Origin of the sequence: Alcaligenes sp. Lyrl_28 (assembly GCF_051948705.1) — a bacterium.
GTDB classification, from domain to species: Bacteria; Pseudomonadota; Gammaproteobacteria; order Burkholderiales; family Burkholderiaceae_B; genus Alcaligenes; species Alcaligenes ammonioxydans.
In genome coordinates, this window is sequence record NZ_JAYJLG010000007.1 from 28,336 (window position 1) to 49,823 (window position 21,488).

At 60.7% G+C, this 21,488-nt stretch carries 19 protein-coding genes; all 19 read right to left on the reverse strand.

Features of this window, described 5'->3' with window-relative positions; all coding sequences use genetic code 11:
* Window positions 1-12: 12 nt before the first annotated feature.
* The 19 genes from VF694_RS14795 to VF694_RS14885 all read right to left on the reverse strand — a co-directional run bounded on the left by VF694_RS14795 (window position 13) and on the right by VF694_RS14885 (window position 21,427).
* Window positions 13-1,218 (reverse strand): isochorismate synthase, encoded by a 1,206-nt coding sequence (locus VF694_RS14795; RefSeq protein ID WP_440164801.1) that lies wholly within the window; start codon window positions 1,216-1,218, stop codon window positions 13-15.
* Between the two features lie 64 nt (window positions 1,219-1,282).
* A complete protein-coding gene (locus VF694_RS14800) occupies window positions 1,283-2,680 on the reverse strand; it encodes a YncE family protein (protein ID WP_440164803.1) in 1,398 nt (465 codons plus the stop codon).
* 97 nt (window positions 2,681-2,777) lie between these two features.
* Window positions 2,778-4,028: an enterobactin transporter EntS gene (entS, locus tag VF694_RS14805; RefSeq protein ID WP_219235469.1), complete on the reverse strand. Its 1,251-nt coding sequence runs from the start codon at window positions 4,026-4,028 to the stop codon at window positions 2,778-2,780.
* A gap of 3 nt (window positions 4,029-4,031) precedes the next feature.
* Complete coding sequence (locus VF694_RS14810) at window positions 4,032-7,955, reverse strand: amino acid adenylation domain-containing protein (protein ID WP_440164805.1); 3,924 nt, start codon at window positions 7,953-7,955, stop codon at window positions 4,032-4,034.
* Between the two features lie 21 nt (window positions 7,956-7,976).
* Window positions 7,977-8,222 carry a phosphopantetheine-binding protein gene (locus VF694_RS14815; protein ID WP_003804459.1) on the reverse strand — a complete coding sequence of 82 codons (246 nt, stop codon included), beginning with the start codon at window positions 8,220-8,222 and terminating at the stop codon, window positions 7,977-7,979.
* Entirely contained in the window at window positions 8,219-9,865 is a 1,647-nt protein-coding gene (locus VF694_RS14820; RefSeq protein WP_440164808.1) for a (2,3-dihydroxybenzoyl)adenylate synthase, read from the reverse strand. Before VF694_RS14820 ends, VF694_RS14815 begins: the two co-directional genes overlap by 4 nt.
* Window positions 9,866-9,906: 41 nt before the next feature.
* Complete coding sequence (locus tag VF694_RS14825) at window positions 9,907-10,593, reverse strand: 4'-phosphopantetheinyl transferase family protein (protein ID WP_440164809.1); 687 nt, start codon at window positions 10,591-10,593, stop codon at window positions 9,907-9,909.
* A 1-nt stretch (window position 10,594) separates the two neighbouring features.
* Window positions 10,595-11,311, reverse strand: a complete 717-nt coding sequence (locus VF694_RS14830) for an ABC transporter ATP-binding protein (protein ID WP_003804453.1) — start codon at window positions 11,309-11,311, stop codon at window positions 10,595-10,597.
* Entirely contained in the window at window positions 11,308-12,066 is a 759-nt protein-coding gene (locus VF694_RS14835) for an ABC transporter ATP-binding protein (RefSeq protein WP_440164810.1), read from the reverse strand. The genes VF694_RS14830 and VF694_RS14835 overlap by 4 nt, the downstream gene beginning before the upstream one ends.
* The gene (locus tag VF694_RS14840; RefSeq protein WP_440164811.1) at window positions 12,063-13,001 is read right to left on the reverse strand and encodes a branched-chain amino acid ABC transporter permease; all 939 of its coding nucleotides are present in this window, start codon (window positions 12,999-13,001) and stop codon (window positions 12,063-12,065) included. The genes VF694_RS14835 and VF694_RS14840 overlap by 4 nt, the downstream gene beginning before the upstream one ends.
* Window positions 13,002-13,871 (reverse strand): branched-chain amino acid ABC transporter permease, encoded by an 870-nt coding sequence (locus VF694_RS14845; protein ID WP_039943940.1) that lies wholly within the window; start codon window positions 13,869-13,871, stop codon window positions 13,002-13,004.
* A gap of 8 nt (window positions 13,872-13,879) precedes the next feature.
* The gene (locus tag VF694_RS14850) at window positions 13,880-15,082 is read right to left on the reverse strand and encodes an ABC transporter substrate-binding protein (RefSeq protein ID WP_240208868.1); all 1,203 of its coding nucleotides are present in this window, start codon (window positions 15,080-15,082) and stop codon (window positions 13,880-13,882) included.
* Window positions 15,083-15,333: 251 nt separating this feature from the next.
* Window positions 15,334-15,795, reverse strand: coding sequence for a MarR family winged helix-turn-helix transcriptional regulator (locus VF694_RS14855; protein WP_003804443.1), 462 nt, complete (start codon window positions 15,793-15,795; stop codon window positions 15,334-15,336).
* Between the two features lie 124 nt (window positions 15,796-15,919).
* Complete coding sequence (locus VF694_RS14860) at window positions 15,920-16,732, reverse strand: ABC transporter permease (RefSeq protein WP_237714456.1); 813 nt, start codon at window positions 16,730-16,732, stop codon at window positions 15,920-15,922.
* A 4-nt stretch (window positions 16,733-16,736) separates the two neighbouring features.
* Entirely contained in the window at window positions 16,737-17,522 is a 786-nt protein-coding gene (locus tag VF694_RS14865; protein ID WP_003804439.1) for an ABC transporter permease, read from the reverse strand.
* On the reverse strand, window positions 17,519-18,283 hold the full coding sequence (locus tag VF694_RS14870) for an ABC transporter ATP-binding protein (RefSeq protein ID WP_003804437.1): 765 nt from the start codon (window positions 18,281-18,283) through the stop codon (window positions 17,519-17,521). Before VF694_RS14870 ends, VF694_RS14865 begins: the two co-directional genes overlap by 4 nt.
* Window positions 18,280-19,332, reverse strand: coding sequence for an ABC transporter substrate-binding protein (locus VF694_RS14875; RefSeq protein ID WP_440164812.1), 1,053 nt, complete (start codon window positions 19,330-19,332; stop codon window positions 18,280-18,282). The genes VF694_RS14870 and VF694_RS14875 overlap by 4 nt, the downstream gene beginning before the upstream one ends.
* Window positions 19,329-20,345, reverse strand: a complete 1,017-nt coding sequence (locus tag VF694_RS14880) for a 3-hydroxybutyryl-CoA dehydrogenase (RefSeq protein ID WP_003804433.1) — start codon at window positions 20,343-20,345, stop codon at window positions 19,329-19,331. Before VF694_RS14880 ends, VF694_RS14875 begins: the two co-directional genes overlap by 4 nt.
* A complete protein-coding gene (locus VF694_RS14885; RefSeq protein ID WP_003804431.1) occupies window positions 20,345-21,427 on the reverse strand; it encodes an NAD/NADP-dependent octopine/nopaline dehydrogenase family protein in 1,083 nt (360 codons plus the stop codon). Before VF694_RS14885 ends, VF694_RS14880 begins: the two co-directional genes overlap by 1 nt.
* Between the last annotated feature and the right edge of the window lie 61 nt (window positions 21,428-21,488).

Consider the following 21,488-nt stretch of genomic DNA (forward strand, 5'->3'; position numbering starts at 1 on the left):
TTCGTGTCTCCGTTAAAGTGCAATGTTTTGCGCCAGACCCAGTGAGTTGATCAGGGTCATGAGTTTGTTGCCGGTTTCCTGGCGTTCCAGAGCCGGTACAGAGCCTTCCACAATGCCCGCGCCCGCCGATAAGGTCAGACCTTGCTGGGTGTAGTGGCCGCAACGGATGGCCACGGCCCATTCGCCGTTGCCTTCGTGGTCATTCCAGCCGATCGCACCCGCAAAGTAGCCGCGATCAAAGACTTCGGTGGCTTCGATGGCCTGCATGGCGGGCTGGGTCGGCAGACCGCATACGGCCGGGGTGGGGTGCATGGCCAGGGCCAGCTCCAGAGAGCTGACGCCAGGGTCGCGCAAGCGGCCGCTGATGCGGGTGGACAGGTGCCACAGGTTGGCGGTACTGGTCAGGCTGGGGCCCTCAGGCACGTCCAGGGTGTCGCAGAACCGGGACAGAATGCGCACCACATCCTGGATGACGTAGGCATGTTCACGCCGATCCTTGCTGGAGGCCATCAGGGTCTGGGCGCTGGCCTGATCGCGTTGTGGATCGGCAAAACGCGGGGCCGTGCCCGCCAATGGGTTGACAGTAACCAGGTCGCCTTGGCGACGCACCAACAGTTCAGGACTGGCCCCGAAAAAGAGATCTGGGTCGTGCGCTGCTCCGCCCGGCAGGGGCAGGGCATAGGTGTAGCCGGCTGGATTGCTGTGGAGCATATTGCTCAACACGGTCTGACGGTCCAGGGCTTCATTCAGTGTGATGGTTACGGTACGAGCCATCACGGTTTTGGAGATGTTCTGTTCACGCATCGTGGCCAGAATGTGGCTGACGCTGTCTTCGTAGCCTTGGCCGTCGGGCAATAGCTGCTGGCTGGCGATTGTGTTGCGGGAGCGGGCCAGGGGTGGGCGCTGGACCGGGCGCCGCAATACGGGATCGCGCTGGTATGTGGTGGGCACACGCATATAAGCGTTGCGGGCAGGGTTAAAGGGAATCACGCCCAGCAAAAGCGGGGCGTGCAGTCCTTGCTGCGCAGCCTCTGACAACAAATCTTGGGCATCGCTGAGCAATTGTCCCTGAGCGTTATGGGTATGCCGCTCCAGTGCCGTGCCGTGTGCCATCAAACTGACGGTGGGAGAGGCAAAGACGCTGCTGTCGGCCTGGTAATGCTGTAACCATTTTTCAATGGTGGCGGGGCGGACGTGGTCGGCTATACGGCTGTTCATAGGAGTCCTTTTTGAGGGCAGGGGGCAGTGGCGTCCCTTTTTGTGAAAGGGACGCCTCAGGGGCTTATTTCAGATGAATGCGCGTGATGCGGTCAGCCGTCGGGTCATCCTTGCCTTTGGATTTGTTGACCAGGTAGGCATTGCCTTCACCGTCTACCGAGACATGGTTGGGGAAGCTGCCACCGTCCAGGTTGGCAACAATCTCACCGTTGCCGTTGACGGCAGTGACCGTGCCGGCACCGCGTGAGGCGACATAGGCCAGTGTCGTTTTGGGATCGAAGACCACATTCAGGGCGCCAGCCCCGATTTGGATGTCGTGCTGCACGGAGCTATCCTTGGCGTCCACGATCAGCAAGTTGTCGCTGCCCTGGGAGGCCACATAAATCTGGCCGTTTTTGCTATCCACCGCCACACCGGCAGCGCCTCGTGCGCCGGGCAGCGCGTAGACGGTCTGGGCATTGCCGTTGTTCAGGTCGACAATAATCAGCTCATTGGTGCTGGCGCTGACGGTGTACAGGCGACCGTTTTCGGCATCCAGAGCCAGACTCATGGGGCTGAGCGGACTGCGGGTCTTGGATTCCAGCTCAATCGGCTCCAGCGCAGTCAGTTTCTTAGTGTCAAAGACGGAAATCAGTTTGGAACCGGGCGACGAGACATAGGCACGCTGGGCTTGCTGGTCCACCACGACGTCACGGGCGTGGCTGGCGGCCCCTTGCTCAAACTGCTTGACCAGTTTCAGGTCTTTCTGACGGTAGACCGAGACCGTGTTGCTGCGGGTATTGCTGACCCAGACATTGCCTTGGGCGTCGTCCACGGCTACGCCGTATACCGCTTGTACCTGACCATCAGTCCGACCCTCCTGGGCCGCCGGGGTGACGCTGGCTTCGATTTTCAGGGTCTTGGGATTGACTTTGAGCAGTTGCGATTGCTTGACCGGCGGGCGGCCGACGGCCGAGGTCACAAACAGAGCCTGGCTTTTGGGACTGTAGGCGCTTTGATACAAGCCGGGAACCAGATGCTGCGATTGCAGTTCAAACTTGTCCTGACCGCTGAGCTCCACCTTAGGGGATACCTTCAGGTTGAAGATGCTGGCGGTCGAAGGTTTGCTCACTTGCATGACGACCGGATGCAGGCCCGTGGCCGCATCGGCCGGGATGGCCACTGTCGCACGCAGATTGCCGTCCTTGTCGGCGACCAGGGCTTCAGGCGTCAGCGTATGTCCGTTTTGCAGCAGGATGACTTCCTGGCCTGGTGTGAAACCGCGACCTGACAGTTGGGCTTCGCTGCCGGCATAGACCACGCCAGCAGCGTTCAAGGAGCCACGGAAATCTGCATCAGGCTGGTCAAAAGCAGGGGCGGCAAAGGCGTTGGCTAAAGACAGCGACAAAACCGCTGCGCTTAGGCCGGCTTTGCGTAGTAAGGCGGCAGGAGTACGACGAATGCAATTGACATTGATTAGCATTTTTTAATCCTAGATAAAGGTTCGGTCGACAAGACGGTCCATGCGGGAAGTCTTTCTACAGGCGTGCAGCAGACGTGGGTAGAGCAGAATCGGGGTCTCAGGCATGGGGCGGCCCATCCTGATTGCGGACCGAGCGCAGGCCCTGATTGAGCACGCCGAAACCACAGGCGACGGCGGCGCAGGCCAGTCCGCCAGCCGCGACGGCCACGGCTGGCCCCAGCAGGCGTGCCAGATAGCCCATCTGCAGATTGCCCAGTGCCTGACCCAGGGAGTATTGCGTCATCCACAGGCTGGAGACGCGGCCCAGCAGGTAGTCAGGGGTGTGGTGCTGCACCAGTGCCATGCGCATGATTTTGGAAATCGTATCGGCCGCGCCCATGATGGCCAGGCAAACCAGCGCCCATCCCAGGGACGCTTGCAGGGACAGTGCGGCAACGGCCAGACCCCACACCAGAACGGCGATCACGATGGCTGCGCCTGGGCGCGAGACCTGTCGGCACCAGCCGCTGGACAGCGCAGCCAGCGTTGCCCCCACCGCAGGAGCGGCGTAAAGGTAGCCGGTTGCCGTCGCTCCCATTTGCAAAATGGAGTCGCCCCACTCGGGCATCAGGGCAAGGGGAGTCGCCAGAATCAGGGCGGCTAGATCAATGAGCAGCAGAGCACGCAGCAGGGGGTGGGCGGCGACAAATGTCAGGCCGTCACGCAGGGATTGAAGTGCATTTTTCTGGGGCTGTTTGCCCGCTTGCGGCGGCAGCGGGGGCAGAGCGCGCAAGAGCAGGGGGGTGACGATGACCCCGCACAGCACAATCACATAGCAGAAAACCAGGCCGGGGCCAGAGATCAGGACGCCAGCCAGCGCGGGCCCAATAATGCCGCCCAGCTGCATAGCCAATCCGGAAAGAGCTGCCGCTGCCGCCAGTTTGTCACGACCGACCAGCGCCGGAGTGGCGGACATCATGGCCGGCACGCTGATGCCACCCGCGGCGCCGCCAATAGCGGCGGCTACGTAAATCAGCCAGATCTGGGGAGTGGGCAAGAGGGTGTTGAGCAAAAACAGCACGACGCTGATGATGTAGACACTGCGCGACCAGACCATCAGGCTGCGTCTGTCCAGACGGTCGGACAGAACTCCGCCGGCAATTAAGGCCAGCACCATGGGAGTGGCCATGGACACGGTCAGAAAGGCGACGGCGACACTGGATTTGCTCAGATCATAGAGCTGAACGCTGGCGGCCACCATCAACATTCCGGTTACCAGCACGGTGGCGGCACGGGCGAAGTAGGCAAAGCGAAATGCCCGGCTTTCGATCAGGGGTGAGATATCCAGAAAAAAACGTCTTACAGACATGGTTTATATATTGAGTTCAGGTTGGGCTTGTGCGTGTTCGGCACTTGCCATGGCCGTGTCCATCAGCGGAGCCATGACGGCCACGGCTTCAGTACCGGTCAAATGGGCGTGTAGGCAGGCGATGTCGTGGACCTCCAGCTGTTCTGCGTAAGGCTTCCACAAACCGGGATGCAATTGTGTGCCTGCGTGATCCAGCGCCGCGCGGAAATACAGCAGGGGGCCGTCATAGATGCGATGCTCGTGCAGGCGCACCAGGCGGTTATTGTTTTCCACCACCTGGAATACGCTGTCCAGACGCGTGTCGGGCAGCTCGGCCAGCGGGTGACCGCTGCGCTTGAGGAAGTCCACCACACCCTGACGCGTCAGGGAAACGTCGGGCAAGCTGTCCGGATCATGGCCCGCAATATGTAGCAGCGCCTTGTAGATGGCGTTGGGCTCGGGCGCCGGCTCGTTACGCCACGCATCGCTGGGGTAGGCGTCCAGCAAGGACAACATGCCTACCAGTTGGCCGCGACGACGCAGCTCGACGGCCATGGCCTGAGCAATAATGCCGCCCACGGACCAGCCTGCCAGATGGTAGGGGCCCCTAGGCTGAACGTGCTCGATACGATCTACATATACCTTGGCCATGGCGTCCAGGCTGCCATCCAGGTCCAGCGAGGAGTCAGACAGCACGCTAGCCTGTAAACCATAAACAGCACGGCCTGGGGGCAGATGACGCGCCAGCGCGCCATAGCACCAGGACAAGCCACCGGCCGGGTGAATCACAAACAGTGCGGGCTGATCGTTCTGCCCCGGACGCAAGGTGATGAGAGGACCAAAACCATCGGCGGTTGCATTGCCTGACTGATCCAGATGTCTGGCCAGGCGCGCAATGGTGGGGTATTCAAAAATAGTGCCAATCGACACGGCCTGACCGCGTGCTTCACGCAGCAGCAAGGCCAGCTTGGCGGCCAGTAAGGAGTGCCCGCCCAGGGCGAAGAAGTCGTCGTCGGCGTAAAAGGCCTCGCTGCTTCCCAGCACGCTGGCGAAAGCGGCGGCGATCTGGTGTTGAGTGGCACCTTCCAGCGGCAAACCGGCTGCACGCACTTGCAGCGCAGGCACCGGCAGGGCCTTGCGGTCCAGCTTGCCGTTGGCCGTCACCGGCAAGGCGTCCAGGCTGATCCAGGCGCTGGGCACCATGTAGGACGGCAAGTGCTCGCCTACATAAGCGGCCAGAGTCTTGTCCGTGCATGGGCTGTCTGCTTGCGGCACCCAGTACGCCACAATGGCCATGTGTCCGGGTACATCTTCACGAGCGATAACGGCAACGTGGGCCACAGCGGGGTGACGGGCCAGCAGAGCTTCAATTTCTCCCAGCTCGATACGTTGACCACGCAGCTTGATCTGGTGATCGGAACGACCCAGGAAAACCACGGCACCATCCTCACGCCAGCGGGCTACATCGCCGGTGGCGTACATGCGTTGCCCATGCAGGGCATAGGGGTCGGGTACAAAGCGTTCTTCTGTCAGATCCGGGCGGCCCCAGTAGCCTTGTGCCAGCTGACGGCCAGCCAGGTACAGATGACCAGCCACACCGGGCGGTACAGGTCGCAACTGCTCGTCCAGGATGTACAGGGCCGTGTTCCACACGGGAAAGCCGATCGGAACAGGCTGGGAGTGGTCTTCACGCGAAGCGGGCCAGTAGGACACGTCCACGGCGGCTTCGGTGGGGCCATACAGATTGTGCAGTTCGGCATTCAGCAGAGAGTGGAAGCGGTCGCGGGTAGCGGCCGACAGCTCTTCTCCGCTGCAAAACACTAGACGCGGCGCCAGTCCACGAGCAACAGGCTCATCCAGAAAAGCATTGAGCATGGAGGGCACAAAATGCAGCACCGTGATGTGTTGTTCGCGGATCAGGCGGGCGATATGGGCCGGGTCGCGGTGTGCTTGCGGGGGCGCCACGACCAAGGTCGCGCCCGACAGGAAAGGCAGAAAGAACTCCCACACCGACACGTCAAAGGTGGCGGGGGTCTTTTGCAAAATGCGATCACCGGCACCCATGCCGTAATGGGTTTGCATCCACACCAAACGGTTGACGATGGCGTCGTGGTTGACCAGCACGCCTTTGGGTGTGCCGGTAGAGCCGGAGGTGTAGATCAGGTAAGAGGGATCGTGCGGGCCTGCGGCGGTCCAGGCTTTTGCACTGCAAGCCTGTTCAGGCTGAGGAACCAGCAGGGAGGCGTTCAGCGTGCAATCGGGCTGGCCGACCAGCAGGCGCGGTTGAGCTGCCTGCAAGATGGTGTTCAGACGATCGGCAGGCTGGTCCAGATCCAGTGGCAAGTAGGCGGCCCCCGCGCGATGGATTGCGAGCAAGGACAGCACCAGCTCCATAGATCGGGGCAGGGCCACGGCCACGATATCGCCAGTTTGTACGCCTGCCAGACGCAGTTGCGCGGCCAGATTGGCCGTTTGCTCGTTGATCTGGGCGTAGCTCAGCTTCTTGCCTTCAAACTCCAGACCGGTTCGTTCCGGGTGGGCGACAAGCTGGGCCTGGATCAAGGCCCACAGCGTGGTTTCAGGAACCGGGTGAGCCGTCTGGTTGACGGCCTCAATCCAGTGATGATGTTCAGCATCGGTCAGGGTTGGTACGGCAGACAGGGTATCGGCCTGCAAAGCACGCAACAGGAATTGTTCCAGACGGACAAGATGGGTTTGAATCTGCTCGTCGGTGTACAAACGGGGGTTGGCTTCCACTTCCAAGCGCAGACCGCTGGCATCGGGTTGAGCGCGGAATGTGAAATTCAGATCTTCTACGGGCCCGGCGCACAGCACTGACTGGCTGGCACTCAGGCCCGCCTGCTCGTAGGGGGCGTCAAAGGGCAGCACGTTGATGATGGGGCCGTGCAGGCGGCGCATGCCGCCCAGCAAGCCCAGATCACGGCGCAGTTGCTCACTGCGATAACGACCATGACGACGTGCCTGGCGCAGTGCTTTGGCGACCTGGATCAGATACTGGTTTACAGGCAGGGATTCATCGATCTGCAGACGCAACGGGGCCACGTTCATGACCGTCGAAACAATGCGGGCGCTGATATGGCCCAGACGGCCCATCCAGGGCACGCCCACCGTGCATTCGTCCTGGCGGGTGTGACGGCGCACATAGGCGGCGGTCAGTCCCGTCAGAATGTCTGGCCAGCTGATGTCGCTGCTTTGTGCCAATGCTTGCAGGCTGGCCGTCAGCTCCGGTGTGACGGCGCTGCGTGCCAGCAGGAAATGATGGTCGCTCAAGGCCTGGGATTCGCTCAGGCTTTGTGCGGGTTGCGCATCGCTTAAGGTGTCCAGCCAGAACTGCCTGTCCTTGCTGCGGCGCTCGCTATCCCGATAGATTTGATCGTCATCTTGCAATAGAGTGAACGACTCCAGCTCATGCCCATGATCTTCACGGCCACTGAGCAAGGCCTGGTAGCGCTTGACCACACGCGTCTCGATCAATGCCATGCCATAGCCGTCCGCGGCCAGATGATGGATACGCTGATACCAAAGATGGTGCTTGGGCCCCAGCACAAACAGGATGTGTCGTGCCAGTGGTGCAACGGTCGGGTCCAGCGGAGTGCGCAGGTCGGCCATCAACAGGGTTTGGGCTTGTTCTGCACCATCGGCATGCGAGGACAGATCAACAACCTCCAGCTGAATCGGCTCTTGCGGGCGCAGATACTGGGCTGGGCCGTCGGGCGTATCGACCATGCGCAAGGTCAAGGCGTCGGCTTCTGCCAGCGTCAGATTGATGGCTCGGGCAAACAGCGCCGTGTCCAGCGCCGAATGAATATGCGTGCAGTGCCCGGTATTGAAAATCGGGTTAAGCGGGTCCAAACGCTGGGCGTACCAAAGACCTTCTTGTGCTTCGGTCAGGGGGCGCAATGGCAGTTCGGAAGGGGGGCTAAACATAAGCGTGTTGCAGTAAGAAAATCAGCGGCCGTTTTGTTGGGCACGCTCGATCAGCGACCACCATTGGCCCAGAGTGACCACGGAGGCCATTTCGGAAAATTCAATCGGCGCGCCCGCCTCGCGCCAGCGGGTGGCCAGGGTCATGACGCGCATGGAGTCCAGGCCCAGGTCGATCAGGTTGTCATCATCCAGAATGTCCTGGGGATCTTCGTGCAGCATGGCGGCAATATCGGCCCGCATGCGTTCCAGGGTAAGTGCTGTGCTCATGATTGCTCTTGTGTCGTGTTCTCGAGTTGTTCGCGCAGTTGGGCGCGCAGTTCCTTGCGGCTGATTTTCAAGGCCGCAGTTTCCATGAAACGATCCACAAACACGATCTGGTCCGGCACTTTGAAGTCGGCCAGACCGCGGCTGCGTATCCATTTCTTCAGTTCAATCGCGCGTGGTTTGTCATCCTTGGGGATGATGAAGGCACAGCTGCGCTCGCCCAGGAATTCGTCGGGCACCGATACCACGGCGGCGTCAAAGACTTGCGGGTGGGCCAGCAGATGATCTTCAATTTCCTCGGCGGAGATTTTTTCGCCCGCACGGTTGATATGGTCGGTGGCACGGCCCTGAACGATCAAATAGCCCTCTGGCGTCATGCGCACCACGTCGCCGGTGCGGTAAAAGCCGTCCTCGGTGAAGGAGCGGGCATTGGCCGACGGATTGTTGTAGTAAGCCCGGATCGTGTAGGGGCCACGAGTCAGCAGATAGCCAGGCTGGCCCGGGGCGACCGGATTGCCGTTGTCATCCACGATCAGTATTTCATCGTCCGGGCTGATAGGACGGCCCTGGGTGTTGATGATGATGTCCTGCGGATCGTCCAGGCGGGTGTAGTTCACCAGACCTTCGGCCATGCCAAACACCTGCTGCAAGGTCACGCCCAGCGTAGGGCGTACGCGTTTGGCCGCCTCGGCATTCAACTTGGCGCCGCCAACCTGAATGACCTTCAGCGAGTCCAGCCTGGCGTGGGTCTTGGTGGCCGCATCCATCCACAGCATCAGCAGCGGGGGAACCAGACTGGTGTCGGTCACGCCTTCGCGCTCGATCAGCTCAAAGCAAACGTCCGGGCTGGGGGCAGGACTGAGCACCACTTTGGCACCCGCATAGAGCGCACCCAGAAAGCCGGGCGAACTCATGGGGAAATTGTGTGCAATCGGCAAGGCGCCCAGGAACACACTGTTCTCGGTCAGACCGGCAATCTTGGCACTTTCGCGCAAGGTGTAGATGTAGTCGTCGTGCGTGCGGGGAATCAGCTTGGACAAGCCCGTGCTACCGCCCGAGATTTGCAGGAAAGCCACTTCGGAAGGCTGGGCCGCCGAGTCGGGCACGTCCACATCGGCCGCATAGCGTTGCAGTTGTTCCAGCGCGACAAATTCCTGAGCTTGGCCCACGATGTACACCTGCTCTACCTGAGGACAGCGCTCGCGCAGCTCGCGCACCAAAGGCAGATAATCAAAACCGGCATGCGTATCCACACCGATATAGGCGCGCGCCTGGGCAGTGTTGGCAAAGTGCTCGACTTCGGTAATGCGGTGTGCCGGCAAGACGTACACGGGCAGGAGACCTGCACGGAACAAGCCAAAGATAACGCTGACGAATTCAGGAATGTTGGGCAAGTGAACCAGAACCCGGTCGCCCTTGCGCAAACCGGCTTGCAGCAGGCCCGCCGCGATCTGGCTGGCGTACTGATCCAGCGCGCCGTACGTCCAGCGCTGGGTGCCGCCCACAATGGCTTCCCGCTCGGGGTGGCGTTGTGCTCGTGTGCGCAGCAAGGCGCCAAAGGTTTCTCCTTGCCAATGTCCTGCATCGCGGTATCGCTGGGCAAAGGCGTCAGGCCAAATTTGTTTAACAGGAATAGATGTCATCATGGTAATGAGAACTATTACATAAATAAGCAGGCTTGTCAGGTTTAGTCGTAGTCAGTCAGCTGGCTGTCAGGCAGTTGAGCGCTGTCCAGAAAGCGGATTGTCCAGGATGGAAAGGGAGTATTCAGGCAGACCGCAGCCGTGTAATTGGCGGCTGGCCGGCTGCTGTGTACGACCAGTCCCTGCAAGATGGGATGGGTGGATTGTACGGTGCAACCGCCCTGCGGGTGGGCGTTCAACCATAATTCTTGAGGCGGAATATGAAAGCCTGTTCCCGAATGCTTCAAGGCAGCTTCTTTGCCGCACCAGAGCGCGTAAAAGTCCAGATCGTTTTTTAGCCATGCACGTTCGGCGTGGACGCTGCAATGTTCTACCAGCCCGGCTCGCACGGGCAGCCGCATGGCTTCAATATCGACGCCTATGCTTTGATCGGCGATGCCCAACAACACGCGATCGCCGCTGTGCGACAGGCTAAAGTGCAGATCGGGGTTATCCAGATCCAGCACGGGCTTGCCATGCTCCAGGCTTTTGACAGGAACAGCGTGTGGCGCGCAGCCCAGCAGGGGAGCCAGAAAATGGCGCAAGGCACCGTGAGCCAGCAGGCTCAAGTGCTGGTCGGACTGGCGCTGGCGGCGGGCGATGGTGGCTCGCAGGCTGTCGGGAATCTGGTCCTGTAACCAGGATTCCAGGCCAGGGGCCAGGGGCAAGGACAGGCTATACACCGAGAACATGTCAAAGGCCCAAATGGCGTTGCAGCAGTGCGGCATCCTGACGCAACTGGGCCGCAGGGCCGTCGTAGACCAGATGGCCGTGGCCCAGCAGCAAGGCACGATCGGCCAGCTCCAGGGCCAGGCTCAGATTCTGCTCGGCGATCAGCACGGTAATGCCTTGTTGGTTCAAGGATTGCAGTTGGGGCAGCAAGGTATCTTGAATGGTCATGGGGGCCAGGCCCTCGCTAGGTTCGTCCAGAATGATCAGGGAAGACTGCGTCAGCAGGGCACGGGCCAGAGCCAATAACTGACGCTCGCCCCCGCTGAGCGCAGAGCAGGAGGATTGGCGACGCTCGTACAGCCGCGGCATGCCGTCGTAAATGCGTTCCAACGTCCAGCGGTCCCTGGTTTGCGGACGATGGGCCAGGCCAGCCAGACGTAGACTTTCCTGCACGCTCAACGTCGGGAAGCGCCCCCGCCCCTGCGGCACCAGGGCCATGCCCAGCAGGGCGATGCGGTACGTGGGCATGCCTTCAATGTCCTGACCCAGCACCTCAATCTGACCTTGCCACATGGGGCCCATATTGAACAAACAGTGCAGCAGGCTGGTCTTGCCCGCACCATTGCGGCCCAGCAAGGCCACGCTTTGCCCGACGGGAATGGACAGATTGATGTCGTGGAGGATGTCTGCCCGATCGTAATGGGCCGTCAGGCCGGAGATGCTCAGTGCGTTTTTCATACCGTCTCCAACGCCAGTTCGCCTAAATAGGCCTGTCGCGCACCCGCGTGCTGGCGCACGGCCTCGGGCGTATCGCAGGTCAGCAACATGCCGCCGGACAGCACGGCAATACGGTCACATTCTTGAAAAACAATATCAATATCGTGGCTGATCAGCAGCACGGCACATTGACCCCGCCTGGCATGGACCAGTGCCATGACGTCACGAGACTCGGATTCGGACAGGCCGGCGGTAGGCTCATCCAGCAAGAGTACGCTGGGTTGCTGAGCCAGGGCAATCAGTACATCCAGAATGCGCTGTTCACCATAAGACAGTGCGCTGGCCAGTTGATGGCCGCGGCCGGCCAGCGCGCTGTGTTCCAGCAGCGCCTGGGCTGCGTGCTGGCTGGCGGCACGGGCCGCTTTGCGTCCCCACCACTGGTAGCCACAGTCTTTCTTGATGCGTACTGCCAGGCTCAGGTTTTGCAGCAAGGTCAGCTCAGGGAAGATCCGGCTGGTCTGAAAGCTGCGCACCAGACCGTGACGAGCCCGCTCAATGGGGCCCAGGCTGCGCAGATCCTGGCCTTGTAGCAACACCTGGCCGCCTGTGGGGCGGGTAAGCCCGCTGATGATGTTGAACAGCGTGGTTTTACCCGCGCCATTTGGGCCAATCAAACCCAGCGTTTTGCCGGCGCGTAGTTCCAGACTGACGTCAGTCAGAATAGAGAGGCCGCCTACCTGCAGGGCCAGTTCGCGAGTGCTCAGTAAAACGCTCATGCAGACCTCTTGCGTCGTTCCGCCAGCCCATGGGGCATGAACAGAACCGTCAGCACAAAGATCAAACCCACCAGCAACTGCCACCGATCGGTATAGGAGCTCAGGTAGGTCTGGGCAAACAGATAGAACGTAGCGCCGATGAATGCGCCGCGCCAGGTACGTATGCCACCGATCACGCCCATGATGATCAGCGTGGCCGAGAAGCTCCAATGCACCTGCTGCGGGCTGACGTACTGATTCGCAAAGGGATACAGCCCGCCAGCGGCACCGGCTATCGCACCTGCAATCATGAAGGTGTAGAGGCGGATACGCCATGCCTGATAACCCAGGGCGGCCATCCGCAAAGGCTGGTCGCGCAGACCAGTCAAGGCCAGACCGATAGGAGCGCGGCTAAATGAGCGCAGCAACAACCAGCAGATGATAGCCAGCAGCAGGGCCAGAACCATCAAGGTATAGGGGGCGCTCAAGGGCAGTTCGCCCAGGCTCAGACGCGGGAAACCGCGCAGGCCATCGGCGCCGCCGGTGACATCCCGCCAGCGAAACGCCACTTCCCAAATCAGTTGACCGGTAACGAGCGTGGCTACCATGAAGAACAGTTCGGAGCTGCGCAGGCTGATCAGTGCCATCAATATGGACAGCAAAGTGCCTGCCGCCATGCCGACCAGAAGCATCAGGGGCAGGGATGCGCCCCAATACTGACTGCTGATGGCCGTGGCGTAGGCAGCAAAGCCAAAAACGGCGCCATGTCCCAGAGAGATCAGTCCCCCATAACCGATCAGCAGATTGATGCTGAGCACGGCGCAGCCGATCAATAGGGCTTCGGTGCCAAAGCGCCATAGAAACGGGTCGCCCCAGGCATGGCTGCTGAGTACGAGCAAGCAGGCCAGGGTGGGCCAAAGTCCAGTGCGCAGCTGGTGAATGTTGAGCGTGTTCATTTAAACCTGTCGGGTAGCGGACTTGCTCAGGCCGTTGGGCCAGCACAGCAATAGACCCAGCATCACGGCCAAGGTGGCGGCGTTGGCAAAGGCTGGGACCCAGACGCGTGCGAAGGTGGTGACAAAGCCCAGGATCAGTGCGCATAGCAAGGTGCCGCGCACTGAGTTCAGGCCACCAATGACCACAACCAGCAAGGCCAGCAACAGGATTTCTTCATCCAGACCGGGGTAGACCGACAGCATGCCTGCCCCCAACGCCCCGCCCAAGCCCGCCAGAGCGGCAGACAGGGCCATGCCGATGGCGAACAGGCGGCGCGAGTTCAAGCCCAGGGTTTCGACGATCTGCGCATCGTGCACACAAGCGCGAATGGCCGCGCCCCAGAGGGTGCGATCCAGCAGAAACCAGAACAGCAAGGCCAGCGTCAGGCCTGTGACGATCAGAAACAGGCGGTAGGTGGGAAAAGGCAGTCCCAAGATCCACACTCCGCCCCGCAGCACGTGTGGCAGCATGGGCGATAGCGTGTCGGCGCTGAAACCCCAGCGCATCAGGTCCGCCAGAATGACGGACAGGCCGTAAGTCAGCAGCACCTGCATCAAGTGGGTGCGCTGGTAAAAGCGGCGAAAGGGGAAGCGATCCAGCAAGAAACCCATCAGGCCGCACAGGGCAAAGGCGGCGGGAAAAGCTAGCCACCAGGGCGCGCCCGAAGCCAGCCACTGGACGCTGATATAGCCGCCCAGCAAAAAAAAGGAGCCATGCGTCAGGTTGATGAAGTTCATCAGGCTGAGCACCAAGGACAGGCCCAGCCCTGCCAGCATCAGCAGGGCTGAAAAAGACAGGGCATTGAGGATTTGGAGCAGAAAGTAAGACAAGGCGGAGCTCAAGAACGTGGGCCGGGGTCCTGGATGCGCTGGTAAGTGTGAACCACGGTGTTAAACGGGCGGCCCTGGTCGTCTTGTTCAACCCGGTTGACGTAAATGTCCAGAATTGACTGGTTGTTGCGCGGGTCAAACGCCATGGGGCCAAAGGCGGTGTGGATTGGCTGATCCAGCAGGGCTTGTTTGAAGGCGGCCTTGTTGGACAGATCGCCCTTGACCGCTTCCAGCCCTGCCTGGATGACCTGGCCGGTGACGTAACCGGCGGTGCTGGCCTCGCCGGGCAAGCGTCCCCGGCTGGCCTGGTAGGCGGCCACAAATTCCTGGGCCGCTGCCGCGCCTGGCGATTGGTGAAACGTGCTGACTCCTCCCAGGGCGGCCTTGCCGACCGTGGCAATTACGTCCTCTTGGTCATACAAGGCACCGGGGCCGACAATCTGGATTTTGCCGTGCAGCTGATAGTCCTGCATTTGCTGATGGAAGCGAACCGCATCAGCACCGGCCAGAAAGGTGTATACGAAGCGGGGGTTGCTGGCGGCCAGATTCATCAGGATAGGCGCGAAGTCCGGCGTACCCAAGGGGGTCCAGATGCGCTCCCCCAGGGTGCCACCCTGCTCCTGGTAGGTCTTGGCAAAATCTTCAATGTATTCGCGGCCTGCGGTGTAGTCCGAGCCCAGGGTGATGCCGCCGGATTTCTCGATCTGCTCAAAGGTCCACAAGGCGCCGGTGTGACCCAGCATCCAACTGGTTTTGGTGGGACGAAAGACGTAAGGGCTGGCTGCCCCCCGGGCCAGATCATTGGCTGCCGCATTGGAGATGAAGGTTGGCAGTTGGGCATCATGCACGATGTCACGAATGGCCAGCGCGATATTGGCGCTGATCACCCCGCCCAGAATATCGATCTGGTCGCGCTCGATCAGCTTGCGTACTTTACGGATGGCTTCGTCCGGCTTGCCGTGGTCATCTTCGACCAGCAATTGAACCTGGCGTCCGCCCATTTCGTGATTGCACTGTTTCAGCAACAACTCCAGGCCAGCCCGCATGCTTTCTCCCAAGGAGGCAAAGGGGCCGGACAAAGAGGTCAGCAAGGCAATTTTCAAGGGGCCGTCTTGCGCGCGAAGCAGGCGAGGGACGCCAAAGAGCAAAGGACCGGCCGCCGCGGCCAGCAATAGCCGACGACGTTCAGCGCGCGTAGAAGAAAGAGTCACGAGATCTTGTTTCCGTAAGAGAGCCACGGTTGCCTGGCAGGACATCTCAGGCGGGTGACTGCGATACTAAATGTTAATCATTATCATTTTATGGGCTTTTTACCGGTAAATAAAGGCTCCTTCAGGATGAAGGACGATTTCAAGTCTGGTTCACCGGCCGGACATGGCCTGTTTTTGAAGAAGGCGCAGTAGCCTGGGCATAAAAAAAGCGTCTACCTGGACGCTGGGGTGAAGCAAGGCAAGCACTGACCTTAGGGTGCCGCCCCGTTGATATTGGCGCGAATGCGGTTGAGAAATTGGCGCAGTAGGGCGAGCTCCTCAACCGAAAAGCCTTGAATGGCGCGGTGATGAATGTCCAGCGCGGCAGGCAGGACGCGCAGAAAATGCTGTCGACCCTGTTCATGCAGATGGATGAGCACGCGACGCTGATCCAGCGGATCAGCCTGGCGCGACAGGTGACCGGCGTTTTCCATAACGACCAGGGCGCGTGACAACGTGGTTTGATCCACGTCGGTGTATTGCGCCAGGGTGCTGACGCCCAAGCCATCGGTTTCATTCAGAAAAGCCAGTACCCGCCAATGCAGCAGAGTCAGGTCATGGCTGCGCAGCAAGGTCTGAAAGTCGGCATTCAAGGCCGAGGTGCTGCGATTGAGCAGATAGGGGATAAAGGTATCGTGCCCGGTATAGGCGTCGGTCAGAGGGCGGCTGGCCATAGTGAAGCGGCTTCCTTGAGGCAAAAAAAAGCAGGCTACCCGTTCTGAGTGATTGAGTCAGCCTGCGAAAACCCGGCCAGCGCTGCAAGGTGGCCGGGCAAGTGGTCAGTTCAGTCTTGATGGGTTAGTTCGTATGATCCACTTTGCGCTGTAAAGCGGCAATGGTCAGGTTCAGTGCGAAGCCCAGCACGCAGATCCAGACCAGGGGGACAAACATATCAATCGTGCGGTAGCTGCGTGCAGCGGCGGTCAGCATATGGCCCAGCCCGTCGGTAGAGGCAATCATCTCGGCCAGAAAGACCACCACACAGGCAATGACACCGGCTACTCGCACGCCGGCCAGCACGGTCGGGCTGATGGCAGGCAAAATGATTTTCCACAAACAGGCACTGCGGGATGTCCCCGCGGCACGGGCAGACCAGATCAGCTTGCGGTCCACCGTCTGCGCTGCCACCCAACTGGCCATCAGCACTGGGAAAATCGCATCCGAGACCACCAGTGCGATTTTCGATGAGCTTTCAAACCCCATGATGAGAATCAGCGCCGGATAAAGGGCGATTTTGGGAATAGGGGCCAGCAGACGGATCAGGGCATCGAGCAGAAAGGAGCTCCAGCGCGTCAGTTGAGCTGTCAGCGCCAGGCTTACACCGACCACGCAGGCGATCAGCAAACCACTGAGCAGGCGGTAGATCGTCATGCCCAGGTTGTGCCAGAAGTCGGCCTGAGCGGCCAGCTCCAGCACCCGCAAAAAAATGGCGGAGGGGGCTGGCAACAACTGCGGGCTGACCCAGCCCGAGCGAGTGCACAGTTCCCAGACTATCAGCATCAAGGCCGGACTGATGCACAAAGACAGTCCGGACCAGTCCCGGCGTTTGGCCGGGCGGCTTGGAGTAGAACGCCTAGCGTGTTCCGCTGAGGCAAGGGTTTTAGTGGTCATGGCGTCATCCTTTGTCCATCAGGCTTTGGGTGGAGTCATGCCAACGCGTGCAGCGTTTGCGAACAAACTCGAACAGGGCGTCGCAGGCAATGCCCAGTACGGCAAGCAGCATGATGACGGCATACACGGTGGAGTACTGCGCCATATCCATGGAGGTGAACAGCAGATTGCCTATGCCTTCCTGGCGCGCGATCATCTCGGAGGACACCATCACGATCAGCGCCATGACCACCCCCACGCGGCAGCCAATCATGACTTCAGGCAAGGAGGCGGGCAGCACGATCTTGCCCAGCCGCGCCAGCGGCCCCATGCCCATGGATTGGGCCACCCAGATCAGCTTGGGCTCGATACGGCTTGCGCCGTGATAGCTGTGATAGAGCAAGGGCAAGGACACCCCCAGCGCGATGACCAGAATTTTGGAAAAGTCACCCAGCCCGAACCACAGCATCAAAATCGGCATCAAGGCCGCTTTAGGCATGGGGTAGGCCAAGGCTACCAAGGGATAGAAGGCGGTATAGACCAGGCGACTGCGGCCCATGGCCAGACCCAGCGGTACTGCTACCAGCAGCGCCAGGGCGTAACCGGCAAACATGCGGCTTATCGATTGCAGGATAGCCGACCAGGCCATCGGGTCGCTGATCAGGGCCGGTACCTCATGCAGGGCTGCCCAGGGGCTGGGGAAAGAGTCCAGCCCTACCCAGCGGGCCAAGCCCGCCCAGACCAGCAGCACCAGGATGGCCGCCATGACCAGGCAGGCCCAGCGATGTTCATACCAGTGCTGGGGCGTCATGGATGGGCCTCCGCCATCAGGGATTGCTCCAGACGGATAATGGTTTCCTGATAGACCGGATTGCGTAGCAGTTCACTGCGGATACGGGGGCGGGGCAAGTCAATCTCCACCACCTCCTTGATGCGGCCGGGCGAGCCCGTCATGACAATGACGGTGTCGGACAGAAACACCGCCTCGTCCACGCCGTGCGTCACGAATACCACGGTATTGCGCAACTGCTCCCACAGACTGAGCAGTTCCGTTTGCAGGGTGACGCGGGTGTGGGCATCCAGTGCCCCGAAGGGCTCGTCCATCAGCAGGATGTCCGGCTCATAGGCCAGGGTGCGGGCGATGGCGGCGCGCTGACGCATGCCGCCGGACAGTTCACGCGGATAAAAGGAGGCGTATGGCCCCAGCTTGACTTTGTCCAGCCATTCGCTGGCACGCTGTTCGGCCTGCGCCTTGGGCATGCCTTGCTCACGCATGCCGTAGGCCACGTTTCCCAGGACGGTTTTCCAGGGAAACAGCGCGTACTCCTGAAACACCGGGCCGCGGTCCGGGCCCGGGCCGGTAATGGGCTTGCCCTTGACGCGAATCTGTCCGCTGGAGCAGGACTCAAAGCCTCCCAACATATAGAGCAGAGTGCTTTTGCCACAACCGCTGGGGCCCAGAATAGACACAAAACGCCCTGCCGGAATGCTCAGGGCGATGTCCTGCAGGGCGGTGTGGCTGCGGCCCTGCCGGGTGTTGAAGGTTTTGCCGACACCATCCAGTTCAATCATGGTGTTGCCTCGCGTAAATCAGCCCGGTAGAAGTCCTGCACGTTCAGCGCTTTTTTCAGGAAGCCGGCCTGGTGATAGCGATCGTAGGTCCCCTGAATCGATTCCAGATTGGGCTGCATGTCCGGGACACGTGCAAAGTCCTGGTCGGTGAACAGGTACTGTGCCAGCAAGTCCTTGGGCGCACGGGTGATCTGGGCGGTTACATCCACCGCCAGTGAGGGGTCTTTGCTGAGCATGCCCATGGCCGCTTTCAAATCCTGCACGTAGGCACGTACCACTTCGGGGTTGGCGTCGCTATAGGCTTTGCTGCAGGCTTCGAAAATCTGTACGGATGGGCTGGCCACTTCGGACAGGGAAAACAGCTTGCGCAAGCCACCTTTCTTCTCGTTCAGCAGGGCAAAGGGCTGGGCCATGGGACCGGCATCAATGCGGCCGCTGCGAATGGCGTCGGCGGCAGGCGGAAAGCCCGTTTCAACGATTTTCACGTCCTTGTCCGGGTCAATGCCGTTCTGACGCAGCCACAGCAGCATGTCGAAGTACACCCCGGCACCATAGGCATTGGTGCCGATGACCTTGCCTTTCAGGTCCGCCGCGGTCTTGATCGGGCTGTCTTCCTTCACGGCCCAGTAGACGGAGAAGTGATCATCGTCCGAGTGCACGTGCTGGGCCACGATATAGGCTTCCAGACCGCTTTCAATCGCACCATTGGCCAGCGACATGGGGGCCATGGTGGAACATTCCAGCACACCGGCCCGCATGGCTTGCACCATGGGGGAGGTGCCCTGGAACTGTGTCCACTGGATCTGGTATTTTTTGCCTAATTGTGGAAACAGCTCGGGGCGCTTGGCCATCAGATACTTGGCTTCCTCGCCCGGAATGGTCCAGCCTACCCGTAGGGTGGGGACTTCCTGAGCCTGGCTCAGACCATGACAGCTCATCAGGGCAAACAGCAAGGCAGCGGTTTTTTTCATCGTCGGGCCGCCCCAGGATGAAAAGCGCCCTCCTGGGGGGCAGCAAGCCGAAGGCGCAGCGTGGGAGTCTTTTTTCATTCCTGTGTCTCCTTGGCAAAGTGCTCGGCGCGGGCGGGGGCCAGGCCGATGTGATCCAGCATGCCCAGTACGCGGGCCAGCACGTCGCGTCGATAGGCGGGCTGCTGGTCCACTGGGTACTCGTGAAAGCCCTGTCCGCTGCGCAGACCGTTGCGTCCACTTTCCATATAACGGGTGATGATGTCGGGAACGGCGTAGCGCTCCGGGTCCAGGTTCTGCGACAGGTACTGGCCGGCGTGGTACAGAATGTCGTTGCCGCCATAGTCGATGAACTCGAGCACGCCGATGCTGGCAAAGCGGAAACCCAGACCGTAGCGGGTGGCTTTATCAATATCGGCGGCGCTGGCCACGCCTTCCTCAACCATGCGGGCCGCCTCATTCATGATGAGGGTCTGCAGGCGTGGCACGATGAAGCCGGGATGGCAGCCGCAGACCACGGGGACTTTCCCGATGGACTCCAGATTGCTTTGCAGACGGCTCAAGGTCTGTTCGCTGGTGCCGGGGTGGGCACTGATTTCCACCAGAGGAATCAGGAATGCCGGGTTGAGCCAGTGGGCATTGAGAAAACGCTCGGGGTGACTGAGCATGGGGGCCAGGTCGGAGGCCAGCATGGTGGAGGTCGTGGAGGCGATCAGCGCCTCGGGCCGGGCCAGTTCGCCAATGCGGCCCAGTGCGTCAGCCTTGGCCTCCCGGGTTTCGGGCACGCCTTCGTAAATCAGGTCTGCCTGGCCCAGCACCTGGGCCGCGTCGTTTAACGGGGCGATGCTGATGCAGGCCAGATAGTCGTCAATCTGCTGGGCTGCGAACATGCCCAGCTCGGCCAACTGCTCCAGCGTGGCGCGCAGCTCCTGGCGTATGTCGGCTTCCAGACGGGTGCGATCAGCAGGCTGACGGGGTTTGAAGTCCAGCAAGGTCACGGCGTGGCCGCGCAGCGCATAGGCCAGGGCAATGCCCCGCCCCATGCGACCTGCGCCCACCGCAACGATACTTTTGATCGGGGCGGGCGCGTTCATCAGGCTCTCCCGGCGTGCAGCATGGCTTGCAGTTGTTCGCGGTTCATCGTGTCCAGACCCAGGCTGGCCAGGGTGCGCCGGCCTTGACGCAGGTCTTCGCCCACGATGGCTCCGGCAATGGCCAGCAAGCCTTTGGTGACGGGGGCGTCCACACCGGCCCAATCGGCGACGGACGCAAAGAACGCCAGGCCCAGCATGGTGTCTTCCCGCATGTAGCGGTGCTCTTGCAGGTCGATCTTCTCGCGCCAGTCGCCGCTTTTCACCAGCTTGGAGTGCGAGGAACGGTCGCCATACATCCACTGATCGTTCTCGTAATGGTCAGACAGAGGGAAATGCGGGGCACCGTAGCCCAGCGCTTCACGAATGCGCATGCGCTCATTGTCCAGTTGCGTTGTTACCGCGCGCACCGAGGGCTGGGTGCCTTCGTTGTGGATATCCCAGGCCGGGAAATGCTCCAGCGGGCCGGCATTCATCATGATCAGTGGCGGGTGGATGATGGGGCCGGCATTCATCAGCGCGCCGGACAGGGCATCTTCGCAGCGCTCCACGCTGGGGAACACCTTGCCAATCACCGCCAGGGCGTGGTCGGTATTGCGGGCTGGGTAGACGCCGGTAGGCAAGCGGGTGGCGCGGGTAGTGATGTTGATGACGGTATCGCCATGCTTGCGGGCCAGCCAGGGCAGCGTGCCGGTTTCCGCCCAGCTGACATCGGCCTTGTTGCCGGTGCCGCGCACGATCTCGCTCATGATGAAAGAGCCAAACGTGCCGGGGGGCAGGAACACCACCTGGCCGTCTGTCAGGTGCGGAGCCATGGCGCGGGCAATATCTTCCTGGGCGATCGCAGGTGACGGGATCAGCACCAGATCGGCACCGGCGATGGCCTCGCCAATATCGGCGCAGATCTTGGCAATGGGAATTTCACGCTCGCCTGCTTCGTCTTTCAGCGTCATGACCGGACGGTCCAGCAAGGGCTGCAACTGAGCCGTATCCCGACGCCACAAACGGACCTCGTGACCCTGTTCGCTCAAGTCGGCTGCTGCCGCGTAACAACCGTGTCCGCCACCTAATACCGCTACCTTCATAATCTGTCTCCCATCTCTTTTGTAATTTCTATGCACTTGCATATAAATACAGACTAAAAGA